16 protein-coding genes are annotated in these 22,200 nt (G+C 73.2%); 8 read left to right on the forward strand and 8 right to left on the reverse strand.

From position 1 onward, the window contains the following. Positions 1-32: 32 nt before the first annotated feature. Positions 33-1,100: a hypothetical protein gene (locus ACILQ5_RS07050; protein ID WP_395657267.1), complete on the reverse strand. Its 1,068-nt coding sequence runs from the start codon at positions 1,098-1,100 to the stop codon at positions 33-35. Between the two features lie 41 nt (positions 1,101-1,141). Here ACILQ5_RS07050 and ACILQ5_RS07055 point away from each other — a divergent pair, with 41 nt between their 5' ends. The 6 genes from ACILQ5_RS07055 (at position 1,142) to ACILQ5_RS07080 (ending at position 7,464) form a co-directional block, all read left to right on the forward strand. Then, positions 1,142-2,005: an NUDIX domain-containing protein gene (locus ACILQ5_RS07055; RefSeq protein WP_395657268.1), complete on the forward strand. Its 864-nt coding sequence runs from the start codon at positions 1,142-1,144 to the stop codon at positions 2,003-2,005. Between the two features lie 173 nt (positions 2,006-2,178). Continuing rightward, positions 2,179-3,297 (forward strand): phosphate ABC transporter substrate-binding protein PstS, encoded by a 1,119-nt coding sequence (locus ACILQ5_RS07060; RefSeq protein WP_395657269.1) that lies wholly within the window; start codon positions 2,179-2,181, stop codon positions 3,295-3,297. Between the two features lie 69 nt (positions 3,298-3,366). After that, on the forward strand, positions 3,367-4,305 hold the full coding sequence (gene pstC / locus ACILQ5_RS07065) for a phosphate ABC transporter permease subunit PstC (protein ID WP_395657270.1): 939 nt from the start codon (positions 3,367-3,369) through the stop codon (positions 4,303-4,305). Beyond that, a complete protein-coding gene (gene pstA / locus ACILQ5_RS07070; RefSeq protein WP_395657271.1) occupies positions 4,302-5,399 on the forward strand; it encodes a phosphate ABC transporter permease PstA in 1,098 nt (365 codons plus the stop codon). Before pstC ends, pstA begins: the two co-directional genes overlap by 4 nt. Before the next feature lie 20 nt (positions 5,400-5,419). Then, on the forward strand, positions 5,420-6,199 hold the full coding sequence (gene pstB / locus ACILQ5_RS07075) for a phosphate ABC transporter ATP-binding protein PstB (protein WP_395657272.1): 780 nt from the start codon (positions 5,420-5,422) through the stop codon (positions 6,197-6,199). 623 nt (positions 6,200-6,822) lie between these two features. After that, positions 6,823-7,464: a hypothetical protein gene (locus ACILQ5_RS07080; protein ID WP_395657273.1), complete on the forward strand. Its 642-nt coding sequence runs from the start codon at positions 6,823-6,825 to the stop codon at positions 7,462-7,464. 197 nt (positions 7,465-7,661) lie between these two features. On the opposite strand, the gene ACILQ5_RS07085 is transcribed toward ACILQ5_RS07080, so the two are convergent. The 4 genes from ACILQ5_RS07085 to ACILQ5_RS07100 form a co-directional block, all read right to left on the reverse strand. Continuing rightward, positions 7,662-8,672: an anion permease gene (locus tag ACILQ5_RS07085; RefSeq protein ID WP_395657274.1), complete on the reverse strand. Its 1,011-nt coding sequence runs from the start codon at positions 8,670-8,672 to the stop codon at positions 7,662-7,664. 4 nt (positions 8,673-8,676) lie between these two features. Beyond that, on the reverse strand, positions 8,677-9,294 hold the full coding sequence (locus tag ACILQ5_RS07090; protein WP_395657275.1) for a DUF47 domain-containing protein: 618 nt from the start codon (positions 9,292-9,294) through the stop codon (positions 8,677-8,679). A gap of 144 nt (positions 9,295-9,438) precedes the next feature. Continuing rightward, positions 9,439-11,694: a M64 family metallopeptidase gene (locus ACILQ5_RS07095; protein WP_395657276.1), complete on the reverse strand. Its 2,256-nt coding sequence runs from the start codon at positions 11,692-11,694 to the stop codon at positions 9,439-9,441. A gap of 65 nt (positions 11,695-11,759) precedes the next feature. Continuing rightward, positions 11,760-13,913 carry an RNA degradosome polyphosphate kinase gene (locus ACILQ5_RS07100; protein WP_395657277.1) on the reverse strand — a complete coding sequence of 718 codons (2,154 nt, stop codon included), beginning with the start codon at positions 13,911-13,913 and terminating at the stop codon, positions 11,760-11,762. Between the two features lie 55 nt (positions 13,914-13,968). Between ACILQ5_RS07100 and ACILQ5_RS07105 the strand changes: the two genes are divergently transcribed. Then, positions 13,969-14,988 carry an alpha/beta hydrolase gene (locus tag ACILQ5_RS07105; RefSeq protein WP_395657278.1) on the forward strand — a complete coding sequence of 340 codons (1,020 nt, stop codon included), beginning with the start codon at positions 13,969-13,971 and terminating at the stop codon, positions 14,986-14,988. 135 nt (positions 14,989-15,123) lie between these two features. Here the strand turns inward: ACILQ5_RS07105 and ACILQ5_RS07110 are convergent, their stop codons facing one another. Both ACILQ5_RS07110 and ACILQ5_RS07115 read right to left on the reverse strand, forming a co-directional pair. Continuing rightward, on the reverse strand, positions 15,124-16,053 hold the full coding sequence (locus tag ACILQ5_RS07110) for a type IV toxin-antitoxin system AbiEi family antitoxin domain-containing protein (protein ID WP_395657279.1): 930 nt from the start codon (positions 16,051-16,053) through the stop codon (positions 15,124-15,126). 416 nt (positions 16,054-16,469) lie between these two features. After that, on the reverse strand, positions 16,470-19,271 hold the full coding sequence (locus ACILQ5_RS07115) for a hypothetical protein (RefSeq protein WP_395657280.1): 2,802 nt from the start codon (positions 19,269-19,271) through the stop codon (positions 16,470-16,472). Between the two features lie 435 nt (positions 19,272-19,706). On the opposite strand from ACILQ5_RS07115, the gene ACILQ5_RS07120 reads away from it, so the two are divergent. Beyond that, the gene (locus tag ACILQ5_RS07120) at positions 19,707-19,922 is read left to right on the forward strand and encodes a hypothetical protein (protein WP_395657281.1); all 216 of its coding nucleotides are present in this window, start codon (positions 19,707-19,709) and stop codon (positions 19,920-19,922) included. A 19-nt stretch (positions 19,923-19,941) separates the two neighbouring features. On the opposite strand, the gene ACILQ5_RS07125 is transcribed toward ACILQ5_RS07120, so the two are convergent. After that, positions 19,942-22,137 carry an IPT/TIG domain-containing protein gene (locus ACILQ5_RS07125; RefSeq protein ID WP_395657282.1) on the reverse strand — a complete coding sequence of 732 codons (2,196 nt, stop codon included), beginning with the start codon at positions 22,135-22,137 and terminating at the stop codon, positions 19,942-19,944. Positions 22,138-22,200: the final 63 nt, after the last annotated feature.

Here is a 22,200-nt window from a genome sequence, read left to right on the forward strand (position 1 = left end):
GAACGTCAGGGACTATCCCCCGGTCAGAGCCCTCAGCAGGTCGCGAACAGCACCGGCCCCGACGACAGGTCGGAGAGCACGTAGCTGCCCTCGGTCGGGGTCAGGTCGAGGGTGACGACGTCGCCGTCGGCGGTGGCGGAGTCGACCGAGAACCGGTCCGTGAAGTCACCGCCCTGCCCGGGGGCGGGTCCGCTGGCGAGCACCGAGCGGGTGTCGGCGTTGGTCCGGGCCTGGTCCCCGTTCTCGAAGCCGAGCGCGACCCGTACGTCGCCGCCGGGCTGGGCCGAGATCGCGAACCCGGTCACCGGGTTGACCTCGCCGGCCTGCGCCACCAGCTGGTCCGCCTCCTGCTGGTCGGACCGGTCGGCGTGGCTCATCGCGAGCGCCGAGCAGGCGTACGGGCCGTCGTACACCGCCGCGGACAGCGGCTCGCCGGAGGCGGCCACGACGTCGGCCATGCCGGAGGGGAGCGACCCGTCACCGAGCTGGTCCACGGTGTCGCGCAGGTAGCCGGCGTTGTCGCTGGTCAGCACCAGGTGCTCGTCGGCGTCCAGCGCGACGTACTGGAGCTCGGGGGTGAGGTTCGCGCCGACCTGGGGGAGCACGTCGCTGCCGTCCCACACCCCGCCGGCGGTCGGGTCGGAGCCGGGCGGGGTGAAGCCGCTGTGCTCGAGCTCGTCGGCGACGTCGCCGAGGTCGGTGTCGTCGGGCATCTGCACGATCACCACCGCGCCCTGCTCGGACTGGCTGAACAGCTCCCACTGCGCGGTCGCGGGCGAGAAGCCGAACCGCTCCTGCAGCACCGGCGCCGACTGCACGAGCGCGGACGTCGAGGTCAGGTCGCGGTCGAAGCCGTCGTCGAGGAACGACTGCACCTGGCCGGCCGAGGAGGACCCGTCCAGGTCGGCGCCGAGCGCGTCCCGCACCGCGGCCCAGTCGGTCCACGAGAGCCGCTGCGCGTCGGCCGGCGCGTACGACGTGGCCTGCTCGAGCGCGGTGCGGTCCCGGTCGCGCCACCAGCGCACGGCGACCAGCGCCGCGGCCGCCACGAGCGCCACCGCCAGGACCACCAGCACGGCGACCGTGAGGCGTCTGCGCACCTGGGCTCCTGTTCGGGGTCGGGTGGTGTGAGACTAACGCCATGCCCGGGAAGGACGTCCTCGCTGCCGGTGCTGTGGTCTTCCGTCCTGGCAAGCGGGTGCTGCTCGTCCACCGTCCGCGGTACGACGACTGGTCGTTCCCCAAGGGCAAGCTGGACCGCGGCGAGCACGTGCTGTCCGCGGCCGTGCGCGAGGTCGAGGAGGAGACCGGGCTGCACGTGCGCCTGGGCCCGCCGCTGACGGGCCAGCGCTACCCGGTCGCGGGCGGCCGGACGAAGGCGGTGTCCTACTGGGTCGGCCGCGCCGTCGGCTCCGACGACGTCAGCCGCTACCGCTCGAACGCCGAGATCGACAAGGTCGCCTGGTTCTCCTTCGACGACGCGATGCGCAAGCTCACCTACGAGCACGACCGGGTGACCCTGCGCGAGGCCTACCCGCTGCGCCGCCGGACCCACGCGCTCGTCGTGCTCCGGCACGGCGAGGCCCGCTCGCGCAAGGCCTGGCGCCGCCAGGACGACCGCCTGCGCCCGCTCCTCCAGGCCGGTCGGCACCAGGCCCAGCGGCTGGTCCCGCTCCTGGCGGCGTACGACGTCACCCGGATCGTCAGCTCGAGCAGCACCCGCTGCGTGGAGACCGTCGGTCCCTACGCCGACGTCACCGGCTGGAAGCTCGAGCTCGAGGACGGCCTGAGCGAGGAGAAGGCCAGCCCGCGGACCGTGATGGCGATCGTGGACGAGCTGGTCCACGGCGACGACGGGTCGGTGCTCTGCAGCCACCGTCCGGTGCTGCCGACGATCTTCGAGGGCCTCGGTCTGAAGGACCCCAAGCTGGACACCGGGGCGATGCTCGTGGTCCACGTCCGCCGGGGCGGCGTGGTCGCGACCGAGGTGCACGCGGCGCGCTGACGTCAAGCCCCTCCGGGCTTGTTCATGTGATCGTCGTCTCGTGCCAGCCGGTGCTTCGCCGACTGGGCACATCGAGTTCACCCCTCGTTCACCGACGACCACGGATCCGTCCACCTCGGCTTCCTAACGTCATGGATGACAGCAGAAGCATCCGAAGACTCAGGAGCTCCGAAGTGATTCGCACTTCCATCCGCCGGGCAGTCGTGCCCGGCATCGCGGTCCTCGCCCTCGCCCTCACCGGCTGCGGCGCCAGCAACGAGAGCAGCGACGGCGGCTCGAGCGACGGCGGCAGCAGCAGCAGCGGCAGCCTCAGCGGCGAGCTCGCCGGCGGTGGCGCCAGCTCGCAGGACTCGGCCCAGCAGGCCTGGCGCGCGGCGTTCCAGTCCGAGAACCCCGACGTCACCATCACCTACGACCCGGTCGGCTCCGGCGGCGGCCGCGAGAGCTTCAACTCCGGCGCCTACGCCTTCGCGGGCTCCGACTCCTACCTGACCGACGACGAGGGCGAGCTCTCCGGCGCCAAGGAGCGCTGCGGTGGCGAGGACCCGGTCGAGGTCCCGGCCTACGTCAGCCCGATCGCGGTCGTCTTCAACCTCCCGGGCATCGACAGCCTCAACCTCGACGCCAAGACGATCGCGGAGATCTTCGACGGCAAGATCACCAAGTGGAACGACTCGGCGATCGCGTCGCAGAACGACGGCGTCGACCTGCCGAGCACCGCGATCTCGCCCGTGCACCGCTCGGACGACTCCGGGACGACCGGCAACTTCACCGACTACCTCAACCAGGCCGGCGAGGGTGCCTGGCCCTACGACCCCGACGGCGTGTGGCCGATCAAGGGCGGCGAGGCCGCTGAGGGCACCTCGGGCGTGATCGCCGCGGTCAAGGGCGGCGAGGGCACCATCGGCTACGCCGACGAGAGCCAGGCCGCCGGTCTCGGCATCGTGTCGGTGAAGGTCGGCGAGGAGTACACCGCGCCGTCCGCCGAGGGTGCCGCCAAGGCGCTCGCGGTCTCGAAGCCGGCGGACACCGCCTCGGCGACGATGATGCCGTACGACATCGACCGCACCACGACCGAGTCGGGCGCCTACCCGGTGCTGCTGGCGTCGTACCTGATCGCCTGCCAGCACTACGACGACGCGAGCGAGGCCGACCTCGTCAACGGGTTCCTCTCCTACATCGTCTCCGACGCGGGCCAGCAGGCCGCGGCGCAGCAGGCGGGCTCGGCCCCCCTCGACTCCGAGGTCGCCGCTCAGGCGCAGGAGATCGTGGGAGCCATCTCCGCGAACTGACCAGGAGCACTACCGTGAAGTACGGCGGCCCGGTGGACCGGGCCGCCGTACGTCCATGACAGGAGCCACGTGACCGACACCGCCACCCGGGCACCCGACAAGTCCGTCGTCCGGCTCGGTGACCGCATCTTCTCGGGCACCGCGCGTGCCGCGGCGATCCTCATCATGGCCGCGCTGGCGGGCGTGGCCGTCTTCCTCCTCATCGAGGGCCTCCCCGGGCTGACCGCACCGACCGACATCTACCGGCCCGCCGACGACTTCTGGTCGTACGTCGGCCCGCTGGTCTTCGGCACCATCCTGGCCGCGGTCGTGGCCCTGGTGATCGCGGTGCCGTTCTCGATCGGCGTCGCCCTCTTCATCTCCCACTACGCGCCGCCGCGCCTCGCGGCCCCGATCGCCTACGTGATCGACCTCCTCGCCGCGATCCCCTCGGTCGTCTACGGCCTGTGGGGCGGCCTGGCGCTGGCCGGGGCGATGCGACCGGTCATCGACTGGCTCTACGACAACCTCGGCTTCGTCCCGTTCTTCGCGGGCCCGCCGTCGGTGACCGGGCGGACCATGCTCACCGCCGGCATCGTCCTGGCGATCATGATCATCCCGATCACCACCGCCATCTCGCGCGAGGTGTTCGCCCAGACGCCGCGGCTCCACGAGGAGGCCGCGATGGCGCTCGGCGCGACCCGGTGGGAGACGATCCGGCTCGCGGTCTTTCCCTACGCCCGCTCCGGCGTCGTCTCCGGCGTGATGCTCGGCCTGGGCCGGGCGCTCGGCGAGACGATGGCGGTGGCGATGGTGCTCTCCGCGACGCCGATCGTCACGCTCAACCTGATCTCCAACAGCAACCCGGCCACGATCGCGTCGAACATCGCCGCCAACTACAAGGAGGCGACCCCGGACCGGCAGGCCCTCCTCATCGCCACCGGCCTGGTGCTCTTCTTCGTGACCTTCGTGGTCAACTTCATCGCCCGGCTGATCGTGGCCCGCAGCGAGAGGAACGTGACGCGATGACCACCACGCCTCTCGACCACGACTTCGACTCGATCACCGCCGGGCTGACCCAGCCCAAGCTCCCGCGGTGGGCCGAGCTGCTCATCGGCGCGATGTCGCTGGCGATCTCCGGCCTGCTGGTGCTGCTGCTCGGCTGGGGCCTGGTCGCCGGCGCGATCGTCGCCGGGCTGCTCTTCGTCGTCGGCATGCCGGTGTGGTCGCTGCTCGTGGAGGGCCGCCGCTCGGCCGCCGACCGGTTCGCGACCACCCTGGTGTGGGGCTCGTTCGTCGTCGTCCTCGTCCCGCTGATCTGGCTGATCTGGCTGGTGCTGAAGAACGGCGCCTCCGCGATCAGCTGGGCGTTCCTCAACGAGTCGATGCGCGGCATCGTCGGCGACGGCGGCGGCATCTACCACGCGCTGATGGGCACCCTGCTCGTCACGCTGGCCGCGACCCTGATCTCGGTGCCGGTCGGCCTGTTCGCCGCGATCTACCTCGTCGAGTACGGCAAGGGCAGCCGGCTCGCCCGGGTGACGACGTTCCTCGTCGACGTGATGACCGGCATCCCCTCGATCGTCGCCGGCCTGTTCGCGCTGGCGCTGCTGGTCGTGCTGTTCGGCCCGGCGATCCGGATCGGGTTCGGCGGCTCGATCGCGCTGTCGCTGCTGATGATCCCGACCGTGGTCCGCTCGGCCGAGGAGATGCTCCGGCTGGTGCCGAGCGACCTGCGCGAGGCGTCGTACGCCCTCGGCGTGCCCAAGTGGCGCACCATCGTCAAGGTGGTCCTGCCGACCGCCTTCGGCGGCATCGTCACCGGCATCGTGCTCGCGATCTCCCGCGTCATCGGCGAGACCGCGCCGCTGCTGGTCGTCGCCGGCGCCACCGACTCGGTGAACATGAACCTGTTCTCCGGTCGGATGATGACCCTGCCCGTCTACATCTTCAGCCAGTACAGCTCGCCGGGCGTCCCGGCGTTCGGCACCGACGGCCCGCCGCCGGGCTACGCGCGCGCCTGGGGCGCGGCACTGGTCCTGATCGCGATCGTGATGATCCTCAACCTGGTCGCGCGGATCCTGCAGAAGATGTTCGCCCCCAAGACCGACCGTCGCCGCTGAGCACGCAGAAGGAACCGAGAATGGCCAAGAGCATCGACATCTCCGACCTCGACATCTACTACGGCGACTTCAAGGCCGTCGAGGGCGTCAACATGACGATCCGCGCGAAGGCGGTCACCGCCTTCATCGGACCCTCCGGCTGCGGCAAGTCCACCTTCCTGCGCGCCCTGAACCGGATGCACGAGGTCATCCCCGGCGCCCGCGTCGAGGGGAAGGTCATCGTCTCCGGGCAGTCGCTCTACGACCCGGGCGTCGACCCCGTCGCCGTACGCCGCCAGATCGGCATGGTCTTCCAGCGCCCGAACCCGTTCCCGACCATGTCGATCTACGAGAACGTCCTCGCCGGCATGCGCCTGAACGCCAAGCGGCTCTCGAAGTCCGACGCCGACGCGATCGTCGAGAAGTCCCTGCGCGGCGCGAACCTCTGGAACGAGGTCCACGACCGCCTCAACAAGCCCGGCATGGGCCTCTCCGGCGGCCAGCAGCAGCGGCTCTGCATCGCCCGCGCGATCGCCGTCTCGCCCGACGTCCTGCTGATGGACGAGCCGTGCTCGGCCCTCGACCCGATCTCGACCGCGGCGATCGAGGACCTGATCCACGAGCTCAAGACCGAGTACACGATCGTGATCGTCACCCACAACATGCAGCAGGCCGCCCGCGTCTCCGACGACACCGGCTTCTTCAACCTCAAGGCTGCCGGCCAGCCCGGCCACCTGGTGGAGTTCAACCCCACCAACAAGATGTTCACCAACCCGGACGAGGAGTCCACCGAGGCCTACATCTCGGGTCGCTTCGGCTGAGCCGGGGTCGGGTCGGGCCGGGCCGGGTCGGGAGCGTGGTCGGGGGATAGCTACGGACGAAGTGGTCGTTTCCCGGCGCTACGAACGACCATCTCGTCCGTAGCTATCCCGCCCGAGGGCGAGGACCCCGGGGCCGGTACGACGGGGCTGTGGATGACCGCGGCGCGGCGGCTGCGTCCCGGGCAGGCTGCCCGCCATGTCCCGCCGCCCGCACATGCGGCCGCCGCCGTTCGACCCGGCGCGGCCCGGCCTGGTGCGGCCGGTCCCCGTCGACCCGGCGGGGATCGCGGGGCCGACGCGGGGTCAGGCGCGGTCCTCGGCCTGGCGGGTCAGCAGCCACGGGTTCTACGTCCCCAGCCACGTCGACGAGTCGGTGCGCGAGCAACGCATCGTCGAGGCTGGTCACTTCCTGGAGGACGACCGCACCTCGGTCACCGGCTGGGCGGCCCTGCGCTGGTGGGGTGCACCGTGGTTCGCCGGGCGCGACGACTCCGGGCGTCGCCTGCTGCCGGTCGACCTCGCCGTGATGCACGGCAAGCTCAGGAGCCAGCGGGGGATCGCGGTGACGTCGGAGTACTTCCCCCCCGCGCGACCGCGCCGTCCACGACGGCCTGCAGGTCGTGGTGCCGGTCTGCGCTCTCTCGTTCGTGATGCGGTACGCCGACGGCGCCCGTGCGGCGGCGCGGGCTCTCGCGATGGCGGCCGCGGCGGACCTGGTGTCGATCGAGGAGATGCGGGACTACCACGACCTGCTCAAGCACTTCACCGGGATCCCGCAGGGCCGTGAGGGCGTCGACCTCGGGGAGGAGAACGCCTGGTCGCCCCGGGAGATGGACATGTCGCTCGTCTGGCAGCTGGATGCCCGGTTCCCGCGCCCGCTCCTCAACCGGCCGGTCTTCGACCGGTCGGGCCGCCGCATCGGGACTCCCGACCTGATCGACGTGGAGGCAGGGGTCGTCGGCCAGTACGACGGGAGGCTGCACCTCGCGGGTGCCCAGCACGCCCACGACCTCCGGCAGGAGGACGACTACCGCAGAGTCGGGCTGGAGTGCTTCACGATCGTGGCCGAGGACACCACGCAGACCTGGCGGATGGTGGAGCGGATGCGTGCCGCGCGCGCTCGGGCGCGGTTCGAGCCGGCGGACCGTCGGGCCTGGACCGTCGACCCCCCTCGTTGGTGGGTGCCGACCCATACCGTCGAGCTGCGCCGAGCGCTCAGCCCGGCCCAGCGCGAACGGTTCCTGCGCTACCGCCGTACGGGCTGAGCCCTCCGGCCGGCCCGGTGACCCGCTGGTTGGGGACTCGTGCGGCGCCGGTGCGGCGGGATACCTACGGACGAGATGGTCGTTCCAGCGGCGTGGAAACCGCCATTTCGTCCGTAGCTATCCCCACCGACCAGCTCGCCGACCCCCCGAACCGGCACCTCGACCGACCGCACCGACCGGCCGCAGCCAGACCGACGTCAGCCGATGATCGCGTTCAGGACCCCGTAGCACGCGGCGGCGACGAGGCCGGCCATCGGGAAGGTGAGCACCCAGGCGAAGACGATCGAGCGGGCGACGCCCCAGCGGACGGCGGAGAAGCGCTTGGTGGCGCCGGCGCCCATGATCGCCGAGGTGATGATGTGGGTGGTCGAGACGGGGGCCTGCCAGAGGTACGCCGTCGTGTACAGCACGCTCGCGCCGACCGACTCGGCCGAGAACCCCCGGGCGGGGTCGAGGTGGATGATCCGGCGACCGAGGGTGCGCATGATCCGCCAGCCGCCGGAGTAGGTGCCGAGCGAGATGGCGCTCGCCGCGCCGATGATCACCCAGAGCGGGAGCTGGGACTGGGGCTCGCCGTCCGGGGTCAGGTAGTAGCCGGCGGTCGTGAGCGCCAGGAAGATCACGCCCATCGTCTTCTGCGCGTCCTGGAGACCGTGGCCGAGCGCCAGGGCGGCGGCCGAGACGGTCTGCGCGCCCCGGAAGCCCCGGTTGACCCGGTGCTGGTTGCGGTGCCGGAAGATCCACATGATCGTCAGCATCACGAGGAAGGCGAGGGCGAAGCCGACCAGCGGCGAGGCGATCATCGGGATGACGACCTTGTCCCACACGGTCGGCCAGTGCACGAGGCTCCCGGACGCGATCGCCGCGCCCACCAGGCCGCCGATCAGCGAGTGGGTCGAGGACGACGGCAGCCCGAAGTACCAGGTCGTGAGGTTCCAGACGATCGCGCCGAGCAGGCCGGCGAGGATGACGACCAGCCCGTTCACGCCCGACGGCGGGTTGATGACGTCGCTGACGGTGTGCGCGACCTTCTGGCCGAGCAGCGCGCCGACGAAGTTCATGACCGCGGCGAGCACGAGCGCGACCCGCGGCGTCAGCGCCCGGGTCGAGATCGAGGTCGCGATCGCGTTGGCGGCGTCGTGGAAGCCGTTGGTGTAGTCGAAGAAGAGGGCGACGACGACCACGGCAATGACGAGCGCGAGCTCCATCGCGTCAGGACTCCTTGACGGCGATCTGCTCCACGATGTTGGCGACCTTCTCGAACGCGTCGATCGCCTCCTCGAGAGACTCGACGACGTCCTTGAGCTTCAGCACCTCGATGGTCTTGAACTCGCCACTGAAGAGCCGGGCCAGCGTGTGCCGGTGGTTCTTGTCGCCGGCGTTCTCGAGGCGGTTGATCTCGATCCAGTACTCCTCGAGCGACTGCATCGACCGCAGGCCCGGCATCGCGGCCGCGGTCAGGTCCGCGCAGCGCTGCAGCACCTCGACCTGGGTGGACATCTCGGCGGGCAGCACCTTGACCTCGTAGAGCAGGATCAGGTCGACGGCCTCGTCCATGCAGTCCATGACGTCGTCGAGGCCGGACCCGAGCGCGTAGATGTCCTCGCGGTCGAACGGCGTCACGAACGTCGAGTTGACCTTGCGGATCAGCTCGTGGGTCGTCTCGTCGGCGGTGTGCTCGGCCTCGCGCATCCGACGGGCGACGTCCTCGCGGTCAGCCGTCTCGCTGAGCATCTCGGCCAGCAGCCCGGCACCGGTGACCAGGTGCTGGGCGGACTGGGTGAGGAGGTCGAAGAAGGACGTGTCGACGGGCCGGAATCGCAAACCCACGGATAACTCCTGCGGAGGAGGAAGAGAACGCGGAACAGCCTAGGGGGTGCCTCGGGCATCCGCGCAAGCCGGGCCGAAGTGGGGCCGAACAGGGGCGGAAGAGGGGCCGAACGTCCCGGACGCCTGGTGCGTCCGGCGCCGGGGTCAGGAACCCGGGTGCAGCCAGAGCCCCACGCCGTCGACGAGCACCCGTCCGCTGCCGCGGCCGAGGGCGACGCGCACGGTCGCCGACGACACGGGGGCGGTCAGCACCAGCGCGTCGCGACGGTTGAGGTACGTCGAGGTGTCGCCCGGGTCGCGCGGGAAGGTGCGCAGGCCGAGCCGGTGCCGGCTGCCGTCGGCGAGCACCACGGTCGCCGTGATCGTGCCCCTGGCCTGCAGGTTCGCCGGGTCGAAGAGCGCGCCCAGCTCGAGCTCGTCACCGGCGGCCGAGCCGGCCACCGTCCCCACCCGCGCGGTCAGCGACCGGGGCTTCCGAGCCGCGGTGAGCGCCAGCGCGCACCGGCCCTCCCCGACCGACCCGGAGCAGTGCCGGGCCGACGCGGGCACGTTCGACCGCTTCCAGCCCTTCGTCAGCGGCTTCTCGAATCCGCCGTTGGTCAGCAGCTGTCGGCTCGTCGTCCCGGTGACGTGGACCTGCCAGTCGTGGGTGGACGCACTCAGGGACCGCAGGTCGGGGTGCAGGACCCCGGCGACGTCGGTGGCCCGGACGCTCACGACGTGGTCGGTGCCCTCGCCGGTGTAGCGGTAGGACGACTGCGCGCCGCCGCCGACCGTCTCGGCCTTGACCGGGTCCCCGTCGAGCGACCAGACCACGCGGGTGCCGGGGCCGCCGGCCGGGCTCAGCACGGTCACGGTGAAGGTCCGCTGCGCGCCGGGCTCGAGGGTGACGTCCGGGGTCGACGGCGTGGCGCTCCCCGGCTCGACCAGCTCGATCCGGGTGCCGTCGCCGGCCGGCCCCTGCCAGCCGCCGCTGTAGAGCCGCACCGGCATCTGCTCCGCCGAGACCGCGCCGAACGGCCGGTCGAGGAAGCGCATCAGGCACGAGTCGCACGAGCGGTACCACGTGGTCGGCGAGTAGTGCGCGCCCTGGAACAGCCCGACCACGCTGGGCGGCTTGGGGCTGCTGGTCGGGATCGCGGTGTCGACGTCGACCCAGCGCACCCACTTCAGCTGCGCACGGGTGGTCGCGTCGGTGACGTTCGCCGCGCAGGGGTCGGTGATCCCGGCGCGCCCGGTGTCCGAGCAGGGCGGGTAGCCGGGGGTGAAGTCGGTGTACTCGTCGTCGAGCTTCAGCAGCCCGTGCCCGAGCTCGTGCTTCATCACCTCGAGACCGTTCGGGTTCAGCGACGTGGTCGCCAGGCTGCCGCCGGAGCCGCCGTACTCCTCGTCGTTGACCACCATCAGCAGCTGGTCCCAGTCCGGGTACGCCGCGGTCGCGTCGGCCTGCACCGCCGGCTCGTCGATCGGCACGAGCAGCCGCTGGATGCCGTAGTAGCAGTACGACGAGTCGTAGCGGGTGTCCTTGTAGCTCGCTGTGGCCGGCGCCGTCGAGTCCGGGCAGCAGCTGATCGGGTGGCTGGTGCCGCCGTCGGCGCAGCCGGGGTCGTACGCCGGGTGGTCGGCCCCGCTCTGCGCGGACGGTGCGAACACGCCCACGACGTTGAGGTAGGGCAGGTAGTCGGAGTAGGGGGTGATGTCGAAGAGCCCGTCGGCGACCTGCTTGGCGTCGGCCGCGAAGTCGTCGGCCTGGGCCGCGGTGTAGCCGTCGCCGAGGATCACCACGTCGAGCCGGTTGGCCGGGTCGTGCGACGGGTAGCCCGCGATCGGCACCAGCTGCGGGTCGCCCGCCCGCGCCGCGCCGCCGGCCGCGCCGGCAGACGCGCCGGCCGCGAGCGGCACCGCGTCCGACGTGGCGCCGGTGCGGGCCGAGGTGGTGCGCACCAGAACGCCGGCCCCGGGCAGGCCGAGGGTCACGGCCCGGTCGGTCCCCGGCGCGGTGCGCCCGGTCAGCACGTCGGAGCCGGCGCGCGGCAGCTCGGCGCGCACCCGCTGCTCCACGGTCGCGCTGCGCCGGTAGGTCACGTGACCGGCCGCGTCCAGCACCTCGACGGTGACGACGTCGACGCCCGCCCGGGTCGCGAGGGTACGACGCGCGCTGCGCTCGGCCTGCCGCGCGGACTCCGAGGCGGGCAGCTGCACGGCGCGGTCGGGGCGGACCCCCACCACCCGCAGCGAACCATCCGACCCGACGCTCAGCGTGACCAGCCGGGGCGGCCCGGCCGGGCCGGCCGAGCCGGGGGCCGCCGATGAGGCGGACGAGGGGACCGACGCCGCTCCGAGGGCCAGCACCAGCGCCCCGAGCAGCGCACTGACGAGGACCGACCACGAGCGGCGCATGCCGTGACGCTAGTCCTCCGCGCCGACATCCGTCACCGAACCTTCGGGTGAGACCCGAGGAGGGGCTACCGCCGCCGGCGCTGCCGCTCGATCAGCCGCTCCTGGAGGTGCACCTGCCCGTCGTTCCGGGTCCAGACGCCGTCGCTGTCGAGCAGCCAGGCGCTGGTCTGCTCGTCGAAGGCGAGGTCGAGGACGTCGCGGACCGCGGCCCGCTCCTCCTCGCCGGGCAGCCGCACCAGCACCTCGACGCGGCGGTCCAGGTTGCGGTGCATCATGTCGGCCGAGCCGATCCAGGCCTCGGCCTCGCCGCCGTTCTCGAACCAGAAGACGCGGCTGTGCTCGAGGAACCGGCCGAGCACCGACCGGACCGTGACCGTCTCGGACAGGCCGGGGACGCCGGGCCGCAGCGCGCAGATGCCGCGCACCAGCAGCTCGATCGGCACGCCGGCCTGCGAGGCGAGGTAGAGCGCGTCGATGACCGCCTCGTCGACGACCGAGTTGGCCTTGAGGCGGATCCCGGCGGGGCGGCCGGCCTGGAGGTTCGCGACCTCCCGGTGGATCCGGTCGACCAGCCCGGTGCGGATCGAGTCCGGGGCGACCAGCAGCTCGTCGTACGTCGCGTTGCGCGACCAGCCGGACAGGTTGTTGAAGAGGTGGGCGACGTCCTCCCCGATCCGCTCGTCGACGGTGATCAGCCCGAGGTCCTCGTACATCCGCGAGGTCTTGGGGTTGTAGTTGCCGGTGCCGATGTGGAGGTAGCGGCGGATGCCGTCGGGCTCGTCGCGCACCACCATCGCGATCTTGCAGTGCGTCTTGAGGCCGACCAGGCCGTAGACGACGTGGCAGCCGGCCTGCTCGAGCTTGCGCGCCCAGCGGATGTTGGCCTGCTCGTCGAAGCGGGCCTTGATCTCGACGATCACCAGCACCTGCTTGCCGGCCTCGGCGGCGTCGATGAGGGCGTCGATGATCGGGGAGTCGCCGGAGGTGCGGTAGAGCGTCTGCTTGATCGCGAGCACGAGCGGGTCGGCGGCCGCCTGCTCGATGAACCGCTGCACCGAGGTGGCGAACGAGTCGTAGGGGTGGTGCAGGAGTACGTCGTGGCGCCGGGCGGCCTTGAAGACGTCGACGGGCGCGGACGACTCCACCTCGGCGAGCCGGTGGTGGGTGGTCGGCAGGAACGCGGGGTACTTCAGCTCCTGGCGCGGCAGGTCGGCGATGTCGTGGAGGCCGCGCAGGTCGAGCGGGCCGCGGAGCCGGAACACCTCCTCGTCGCTGACGCCGAGCTCGGAGACCAGCAGCTCGAGCACCTGCGGGGCGATCGACTCCTCGACCTCGAGCCGCACCGGCGGACCGAACCGGCGGCGCAGCAGCTCCTTCTCGAGCGCGGCGAGCAGGTTCTCGGCGTCGTCCTCCTCGACCTCGAGGTCCTCGTTGCGGGTGACCCGGAAGGTGTGCACCTCGAGCACCTCCATGCCCGGGAAGAGCCGCTTGAGGTGCTCGGCGATGACGTCCTCCAGCGGCACGAACCGCTGGTTGCCGACCGCGACGAACCGGTCGAAGATCGGCGGCACCTTGACCCGGGCGAAGTGGTCCTTGCCGGTGCGCGGGTTGCGCAGCAGCACGGCGAGGTTGAGGGAGAGCCCGGAGATGTAGGGGAACGGGTGGGCCGGGTCGACGGCCAGCGGTGTCAGCACCGGGAAGACCCGGTCGCGGAAGAACCGCTTGCAGGCCTTCTGCTCCTCGCGGTCCAGGTCGTCCCAGCGCACCAGCTCGATGCCGGCGCCGGTGAGCGCGGGCACGATCTCGTCGGTGAACACGTGCGCCAGCCGCTCGGAGAGCCCGCGGGTGGTGGTGAGGATCAGGTCGAGCACCTCGGCCGGCATCAGCCCGGACGCGGCCGGGACGGCCAGGCCGGCGGCGATCCGGCGCTTGAGGCCGGCCACCCGGACCATGAAGAACTCGTCGAGGTTGCTGGTGAAGATCGCCAGGAAGCGGGTGCGCTCGAGCAGCGGCAGGTGCGGGTCCTCGGCCAGCTCGAGCACTCGCTGGTTGAACCGCAGCCAGGACAGCTCGCGGTCGAGGAACCGGTCCTCGAACTTCTCGACGGCCGCGATCGCCTCGTGGTCGGGCTGGTAGGGCGGCTCGACCTCGAAGGTCTCCTCGGGCACGCCCTCGCCGTGGCTCGAAGCGCCGGCGGGGGAGAGGCTCTCGAGAGACATGTGCCCAGTCTGGCACCTGCTCCGGCACCCGGCGGTGAACGGTAGGTTGCGCCTCGTGAGCCTCCGTGAGCGCGTCGAGACGTTCTTCCTCCGTGCGCTGCTGGCGCTGCCCGAGCGGGTGCAGCGGTGGCTGGCCGGCCGGCCGGTCGTCCGCGACGGCCAGACCCTTGCCGTCGACACCCAGCTCGCGCTGCGGCTGCAGCGGCTGACCCGCAAGCCGGGCGCCGAGACGATGCCGATCCCCGAGGGCCGGCAGGCGATCCTCGAGCACGCCCGGCTCACAGCCGGCCACCAGCCGATCGGCGCGGTCCGGCACCTGACGGTCGCCGCCCGACCCGCCCGGCTCTACGTCCCGACCGGCGCGCCCGCGGTCGGCCCGCTGCTGCTGTTCTTCCACGGCGGCGGGTTCCTCTACGGCGACCTGGACTCCCACGACGCCCCGTGCCGCTTCCTGGCCGAGCGGTCCGGCGTCCGGGTCCTGGCCGTGGACTACCGGCTGGCCCCCGAGCACCCCTTCCCGGCGGCGTACGACGACGCGCTGGCCGCCCACCGCTGGCTCGTCGAGCACGCGACCGAGGTCGGCGCGGACCCCGCGCGGCTCGCGGTCGGCGGCGACTCCGCCGGCGGCAACCTCGCCGCGGGCGTGGCGGTCGAGGCGGCCCGGGCCGGGCTGCCGCTGGCCTTCCAGCTGCTCGTCTACCCCGCGACCGACGGGGTGCGCGAGACGGCGAGCGCGGCGTCGTTCGCCGAGGGGTTCTACCTGACCCGCGCGTTCATGGACCTCGCCAACGCGGAGTACGGCGCGGGCGTCGACCTGCGCGACCCGCGCTACTCCCCGCGCTACGCCGACCTGCCCGCCGGCCTCGCGCCGGCGCTCGTCGTCACCGCGGGCTTCGACCCGCTGCGCGACGAGGGCGAGGCCTACGCGCGCCAGCTGGTCGACGCCGGCGTGCCCGTGGAGCTGCGCCGGTTCCCCGACCAGATCCACGGGTTCTTCAACATCGTCGGCGTGGGTCGCTCCAGCCGGGCCGCGAACGCCGCCATCGCCGCGCGGCTCCGCGCCGCCCTCAGCTGACCGCCCGGGGCTGCTGGGTCGCTCCTGCAGGTTTCCCCGGTCAGCCGGGGAACCCTGGACTTGATGGGTGTTGCAACACCCATCAAGTCCAGGGATTGCCCACGAAGTCGGGCCTGGCGTCCGGACCTGACGGCCTCAGGCCGCGGCGTGCAGGAAGCGGCGGATCATGCCGGCGGTCTGCGCCGGTCGGGCGAGGTCGGCCCAGACGATCCGGATGCAGCGCCACCCGGTGAGCCGGCAGACCAGCTCCTCGCGCCGCTTCTCGCGGACGACGGCAGCCGAAGCCCGCTCGCCCTCCTTGAGGTACTTCTCGTACTTCACCAACCCGTCGAACTCCAGGAAGACGCCGTACTCCGGCCACGCGAAGTCGACGCGGTGGATCACCCGCCCGCGCTCGTCCTCGATCTCGTACTGCGGCTCCGGCATCGGCAGCCCTTCGCGCCAGCAGAGGTAGTAGGTCCGGGTCTCGCCGACCGACTCGAACCGGTGGTCGGAGAGGCGGAGCACCAGGTCGGTGTGAAGCGTGTCCGGCCAATGCATCATCAGCGCGTAGCGTTCCTGCAGGGCAGCCGCCGTCGTCTGCTTGGTGTGGAGGAGGTGGCTGACGACGCACATGCTCGCCTCGACGTCGGCGACCGTGGTCACCTCCAGCGCCGTCCGGGTCGGCGACATCACCAGGAGCCCGTCGCGGTCGACGATGTCGCCCTCGATGATCGTCCCCCGATGCTGTCTGATGCCGGCCTCGGCGCGCCCGGCCCGCCCGTCCACTCGGGTGAGGTGCACCAGGTCGAGGCAGAGCCCCCACGTCGGTGAGTCGTGGAAGGGCGTCCCCGACACGTGCGAGACGACCACGTCGGTCTTGGACTGGGCGACGGCGGCGCGAGCCACGACCGCGTGGCGCCCTGCCTCATCGAGGCGGTCCCACGACGCGCGCTCGGTGTAGGCGCCGTGCCGGACCCTCACCCACTCGCCGGCCTTCACCCGCTTGGCGATCGAGCGGTCGTCGTACCCCTCCGCGAGGAGCTGGCTGCGCAGCATGACCTGGCCGCGGCGGGGATCGTTCATTCGCACCATCATGGAAGTCGCCTGCCCGCCGCCGGATCACCGCACGCGGCCGATCTCGGATCTGTGGACAACGACTCCGTGGGCAATCCCTGGACCTAGTGGGTGTTGCAACGCCCACTAAGTCCAGGCTTCCCCGGTCAGCCGGGGAAACCTGCAAGCAGCCCCGCGCTCACAGCACGTGGAAGCGGCTCCGGCACGGACAGACCCACCCGTGCTCGGTCGGCTCGCCGCAGGTGGCGCGGGCGGTCCTCCCGCGCAGCTTCCTCGCGAACTTCGTCGTCGTGCTGACTGCAACCCTGCGAGAGTGACCGCAGCGCGCGCACACCTCACCATCCCCCGAGATCATGTCCTCATTCTCGGACACGTCTCGTCGGTCTGGTGACCGAATCGGGTGAACAGTGCGTTTCGTGAGACGGTCAGCGGCGGAACAGGCCGCGCTTCTGCGACTGCTCCAGCAGCTCGGCCCGGGCCTGCTCCAGCTGGACGGCCAGGTCGCGCGCCTTCTCCTCGGCCTCGGCCCGCTCGCGCATCGCGTCCTCGGCGATCTCGGCCTGCCGACGTACGGCGGCCTCGACCGCGCTGCGGTCCGCAGCCCGCTGGGAGGCGGCCTCCTCGGCCTCGCCGCGCAGCCGGGCCTGCTCGGCGACCTCCCGCTCGGCCGCCTCGCGGGCCGCGACGGCGGCCTGCAGCTGGGCAAGCGCCTCCTGGAGCCGCGCGTCGGCGGCCTGCCGCTCGGCGGCGGCCTCGGCGGCGAGCTCGGCGTGCGCGCGGGCGTCCTCCTCGGCGGCCCGCCGCTGCTGGGCGGCCTGCTCGGCGGCCTGGTCCGCGGCCGCACGCGCCTCGGCGTGCTGCTGGGCGGTGGCGTCGGCGACGGCTCGGGCCTCGTGGGCGAGCCGGGCGGCCTCGGCCTGCTGCTCGGCCCGCTGGTGCGCCGAGGTCTGGTCGGTCGCGGCCGACGCCGCGGCCTCGGCCTGCTCGTGGGCGCGCATCTCGGCCGCGGTCCGCGCCTCCTGCGCCGCCTCGGCCCGGGCTGCCGCCTCGGCGGCGGCGGTCTCGGCTGCGGTGCGGGCCTCGTGGGCCGCACGGGCGAGGTCGGCGTGGCCGTGCGCGGTCTCCTCGGCCTGCTGGCGCGCGGCGGCCGCCTCGGCGGCGGCGGTCTCGGCGGCGGTGCGGGCCTCGTGGGCCTCGCGGGCGAGGTCGGCGTGGGTGCGGGAGTTCTCGTCGGCGGCCATCCGCGCCTCGTGGGCGGTGCGCAGCGCCTCGGCCAGCTCGGAGGCGGTGTGGTGCGCGGCCTGCTCGGCGGCCGCGGCCTGGGCGGCCAGGTCGGCCTGCTCGCGGGCGGCGGCCTCGGCGGCGGCGCGGTCGGCGTGCGCCTGCTGGGCCGCGGCGGCCCGCTCCTGGGCGGCCTCCTCGGCGGCCAGCTGTGCGGCGTGCGCCTGCTCGGCGAGCCGGGCGTGCTCCTCCGCGGCGGCGTCGGCGCGGGTGCGCGCCTCGGCCTGCTCGGTGGCGCGGACCTCGGCTGCGGCGCGAGCGGTCGCCTGGTCGGCGGCCTCCTGCTCGGCGGCGGCGCGGGCCTCGGCGGTGACCCGCACGAAGTCCTCGTGCTCCTGGTGGGCGGCGGCGACCTGCTCGGCGAGCGCCCCGGCCCGGGCCTCGGCCCCGGCGCGGTCGGTGTGGGCCTGGGCGGCAGCGTCGGCCGCGGCCTGGGCGGCCCGGTCGGCCTCCTCGCGGGCGGCGGTGGCCGCGGCGGCGAGCTCGGTCTGCGCCTGGGCGGCCTGCTCGGCGTCGGTCCGCGCGGCGTGCGCGGCACCGGCGAGCCGGGCCTGCTCGGCGGCGGCGTCCTCGGCGGCGGTGCGCAGCTCGGTCTGCTCCTGCGCGACCTGCTCGGCGCGGGCCCGCGCCTCGGCCTGCTGGGCGGCGCGCTCGTCGGCGGCGGCCCGGGCGGCGGCACCGGCCGCGAGGGCCTGCTCGTGCTCCTCGGCGAGTGCGGCCAGGCGTGCGGACGCGGCCTGCTCGGCGCCTTCGAGGCGGGCGGTCAGCTCGGCGAGGCGCGTCTCGTACGCCGCCTCCTGCTCCTGCGCGCGCTGCGCGGCCTGCTCCTCGGCGGCGGCGCGAGCCGCGGCGCCGGCGGCCAGGGCCTGCTCGTGCTCCTCGGCGAGCGCGGCCAGGCGCGCGGAGGCGGCCTGCTCGGCGCCCTCGAGGCGGACGGTCAGCTCGGCGAGCCGGGCCTCGTACGCCGCCTCCTGCTCCTGCGCGCGCTCGACCGCCTGCTGTGCGGCGGCCTCGCGGGCGGCGGCGCCGGCGGCGAGCTCCTGCTCGTGCTGGTCGGCCAGCGCGGCGAGACGCGCGGACGCGGCCTGCTCGGCACCCTCGAGCCGGGCGGTCAGCTCGGCGACGCGGGTCTCGTACGCCGCCTCCTGCTGCTCCGCGCGCTCGACGATCTGCTGAGCGGCGGCGTCGCGGGCCTCCTGCGCCGCGGCGAGCGCGGTGACCAGCTCGGCGATGCGCGCCTCGGCGGCCTCGCGGTCGGCGTGCGCCTGGCGCGCGGACTCGGCGGCGTCGCGGGCGGCCCGGTCGGCCTCCTCGCGGGCGCGGGTGTCGGCGGTGGCGCGCTCGGCGTGGGCGCGGGCGGCCTCCTCGGCCTGGGCGCGGGCCTCGGCGGCGGCCTCGGCGCGGGCCTCGGCCGCCTGGGCGGCCTCCTCGGCGGCGGTGCGGTCGACGGCCTGCTGGGCGGCGGCCTGCTCGGCGGCCAGCCGGAGCGCGGTCGCGACCTTGGCCGTGTCGACCAGGCGGACGGCGGCCTCGTCGGCCTCGACCTTGGCGCGGACCGCTTCGGTGGCGAGCTCCTCGAGCCGGGCTCGTTCGGCCGCGTGGGCGGCCCCTTCCTCCTCGGCGACCTGGCGGGCGGCGTACGCCTCCTGGGCCGCGGCGGCGTGCTCGGCGGCCTTCTCGTCAGCCTCGGCCCGGGCGAGGGCGGCGGCCTGGGCGGCCTCCTCGGCGACCAGCCGCTCGGCGGCCTGCTCGGCGGCGGCCTGCTCGGCCCGGCGGCGCAGCTCCGCAGCGCGCTCGATCGCGGCCTGGAGGTCGGCGGGCGTGCGCGCCACCGGTGGGGCGCCCGGAGCCTCGGGCCGGGCGTCCTGCTCGTCGCCCTGCTGGGCGTCCGGCTGGTCGGCCTTGCGCTGCCACCACCGCGTGGGAGTTGGATCGTTCGAGTCCATCAGCCGCGAGCCTAGAGGCTGGCGCGGCGGCTCGCAGTCTTTACCCGCCGGGTGTGACGACTGCCGCGACGGCCGACCGTCGCGGGCGCCGGAAGGACCGGTGGACGTCCGATGCAGAGGCGGAGCGTCCACCGGTCTCCCGGACCGGTGCCGCCGGGTCGGGTCGGCACCGGGTCCGGGATCGTGCGCCCAGGCCAGCGGACGCACGCCGTCGAGCACCCCCCGTTGTTCGGCGGTGCCGGAGCGTCAGGAGCTCCCCAGTCTCCTGTCGGTCCCGGCACCATCGGCGTACCCGGGCCAAGGGGCACATCTGGGCTACGCCGTCGTTCGGTACTCGCTGCCGACCCTAGGAACCGAACCTGAGAGGAGACGAGCCGGACGCTGGGCGTTCCCCGTGAGTTCGTAACCGCGCCGCCGGCCCGGCGTTGACCGACCATGGCCTGCCTCAAGCACAACGTCGCGATGCTGCGGCTCGCCCTGAGCGGCGACGTCCGCGGCCCGCGGCACGCCCGGCTGCTCGCCGACTCGCGGCGCTGCCGCTGGTGCCGGCAGCCCGCCCCGCCGTCGTACCGCTTCGTGCCCGAGCCGCCACCCGTGCCGGCACCCCGCGTCCGCACCGAGCTCCGCTTGCCGCACTACTCCCAGCGCTGACGGACCGGCCTGGCCGAGGTCAGTCGGTCGGCTTCGGCCCGTGCCCGACCGAGGCCGGGACCCGGACCACGCCGACCGCGCCCGAGCCCAGGTTCACCGTGTAGCCCACCGAGTCGCCGTAGCCGGTCTCGTCGACGACCACGTGGCCGCCGATCCGGATGACGAGGTGCCAGCTCAGGTCGGAGGTGGCGCACTCCGACCACACCCGGGCGAACGCGGTGTAGGTGCCGGCTGGGGCGGTGCCCTGCGGCCAGTAGACGTTCTCGATCGGGTGCTCGAGGTTCTCGTCGCACGCCGCGTTGGCGTCGTGGTCGAGGAGGCCACCCGAGTCGGACTCGGGGTTGCTGTAGTAGATCTCCTCGTCCCACGGGTCGACCACGTGCAGGTCGATGTCGGCCGGGCTGTTCCACAGCAGCGAGACCTGCAGGTCGCCGGACCCCACGGGCATCGGCTTGACCTGGATCCGGACCGTGGACGTGGTGGACCGGCCGTCGCCGTCGGTGAAGCGGATCCCGAAGGACCAGTCGCGTACGGCGGCCTGCGGTCGGCCGGTGACCTCGCCCGAGCCCGGGTCCAGTGACAGCCCTGTCGGTAGCGAGCCGCTCGCGACGGACCAGGTGCCGTTGCGGTTGTCAGCGGTCGTCAGCCGTGCCTCGTAGTCGGTGCCGTTGGTCGCCGCCGGCAGGCGCAGGCTCGTGATCGCCGGGTCGCTGGACTCCGGTGCGTCGTCGGTCGGCCCGGTGCAGCCCGCCCAGGTGGCCAGGTGCCAGGTCTTGTCGTAGGTCGGGGACTCCCAGCGGGCCACCCACAGGTCGAGGAAGGCGCCGATGCTGAGCATGACGCTGAGGTCGACGTCGGCGCAGACCTTCGGCGGCGGGGCGCTCGCGACCAGCTTCGCGTCGGCGGCGAGCTGGAGCTTGCCCTCGAGGCCGACCCGGTCGAGTGCGCCGAACTGCACGGAGACCCCGACGCTCGCCTTGGCCCTGAGGCTGAGCGAGCCCTTCACCTCGATACCGAGGTTGTTCCGGATGTCGATGACCTCGGGGTGGTCGTGGTAGATCGACAGGCCGAACATCCGCCGCGTGCGCTGGGTGATCTCCACGGTCCCCGTGGCCGACACCGAGAACGACGCGGTGGGGGCGAACGAGATCGTGGCACCGGTCGTGCCGATCGGGATCACCTTGCGCTGGGCGTTCTGCCACGCCGGGCGGAGCTTGCACGACGCAGCGGTGCTCGCGGTGACCTTGCCGCTCAGCACCAGGTCGGCGAGGACCCAGGTGTCGAGGGCCGGCTCGACCCCGATCCCGGGGGTCTGGAGGTAGAAGTTGGTCCGGACGTTCTCGGCGCTCAGGGAGAGCTCGCCGGTGATGTCCACGGTCTGGTGGTTGCGGTCGGTGCACTCGAAGGCGCTCGCCCCGAGCTTGGAGAAGGTGACCGAGTCGCCGGAGGAGCGGCGCCCACTGGGTCGCTCGGCGACGTCCTCGCCCACCGGGCCCGCGTAGTCGATCGCGACGCCGTCCATCACCTCGGAGAGGGCGACCGGCTGGACCGTGATGGCCGTGCCACCGTCGGCCTGCGTGGCGACGTCGGCGACCCGCCCGGCCAGGCCGCTCGGGAAGACGTCACCCCCCGGCGGGAGGTAGTAGTCACTGCCCACGTCGGGCACATCGGCACCGGGCGCGAGCCCAACCAGCCACGGCTCGGTCGAGCCGGCCTGGGGGTCCTCGACGCCGGAGCCGCCCGAGACCCACTGCACGCCGTCCCCGACGACGGTGTCCTCGGCGGGCTCGTAGCTCGAGCTGTCGGCCGGCTGCGGCTCGACGTACGTGAACCGGCTGTGGCTGCTCGGCTTGTTGGTGCCGCCCTGGGTGCGCACCTGGACGGGGCTGCGGCCCGGGAGCCCGGCCGGGGTCACCGCCACGATCTTGTGAGACGAGAGCGTCCGCACGGAGTCGGCGCGCAGCCCGCCGACGGTCACCGACCGGACCTTGGTCAGGTTCTTCCCGCGGATGGTGATCCTGGTGCCGCCGGTGACCCCGCCGCTGGCGGGCTTCACCGAGGCAACGGTCGGGCGGACCTTGGCCGGGTGGTGCCCGCCTGCGGTCGCCGGCGCCGGCGGCAGTGCCAGCAGTCCGCCGCACGCGACCAGCACCGCTACGACCACGCTCACCAGCTGTCGAGGACGGCGCGGCGTCCCGATGTGTCCCCCGTGCATGCCCGAGCTCCCCCGTCTCGTCGGACACCCCTCCGACCACGGGGTTCCGGTGTGAGGAGGACG

Source organism: Nocardioides sp., assembly GCF_044226305.1.
Lineage (GTDB): Bacteria > Actinomycetota > Actinomycetes > Propionibacteriales > Nocardioidaceae > Nocardioides.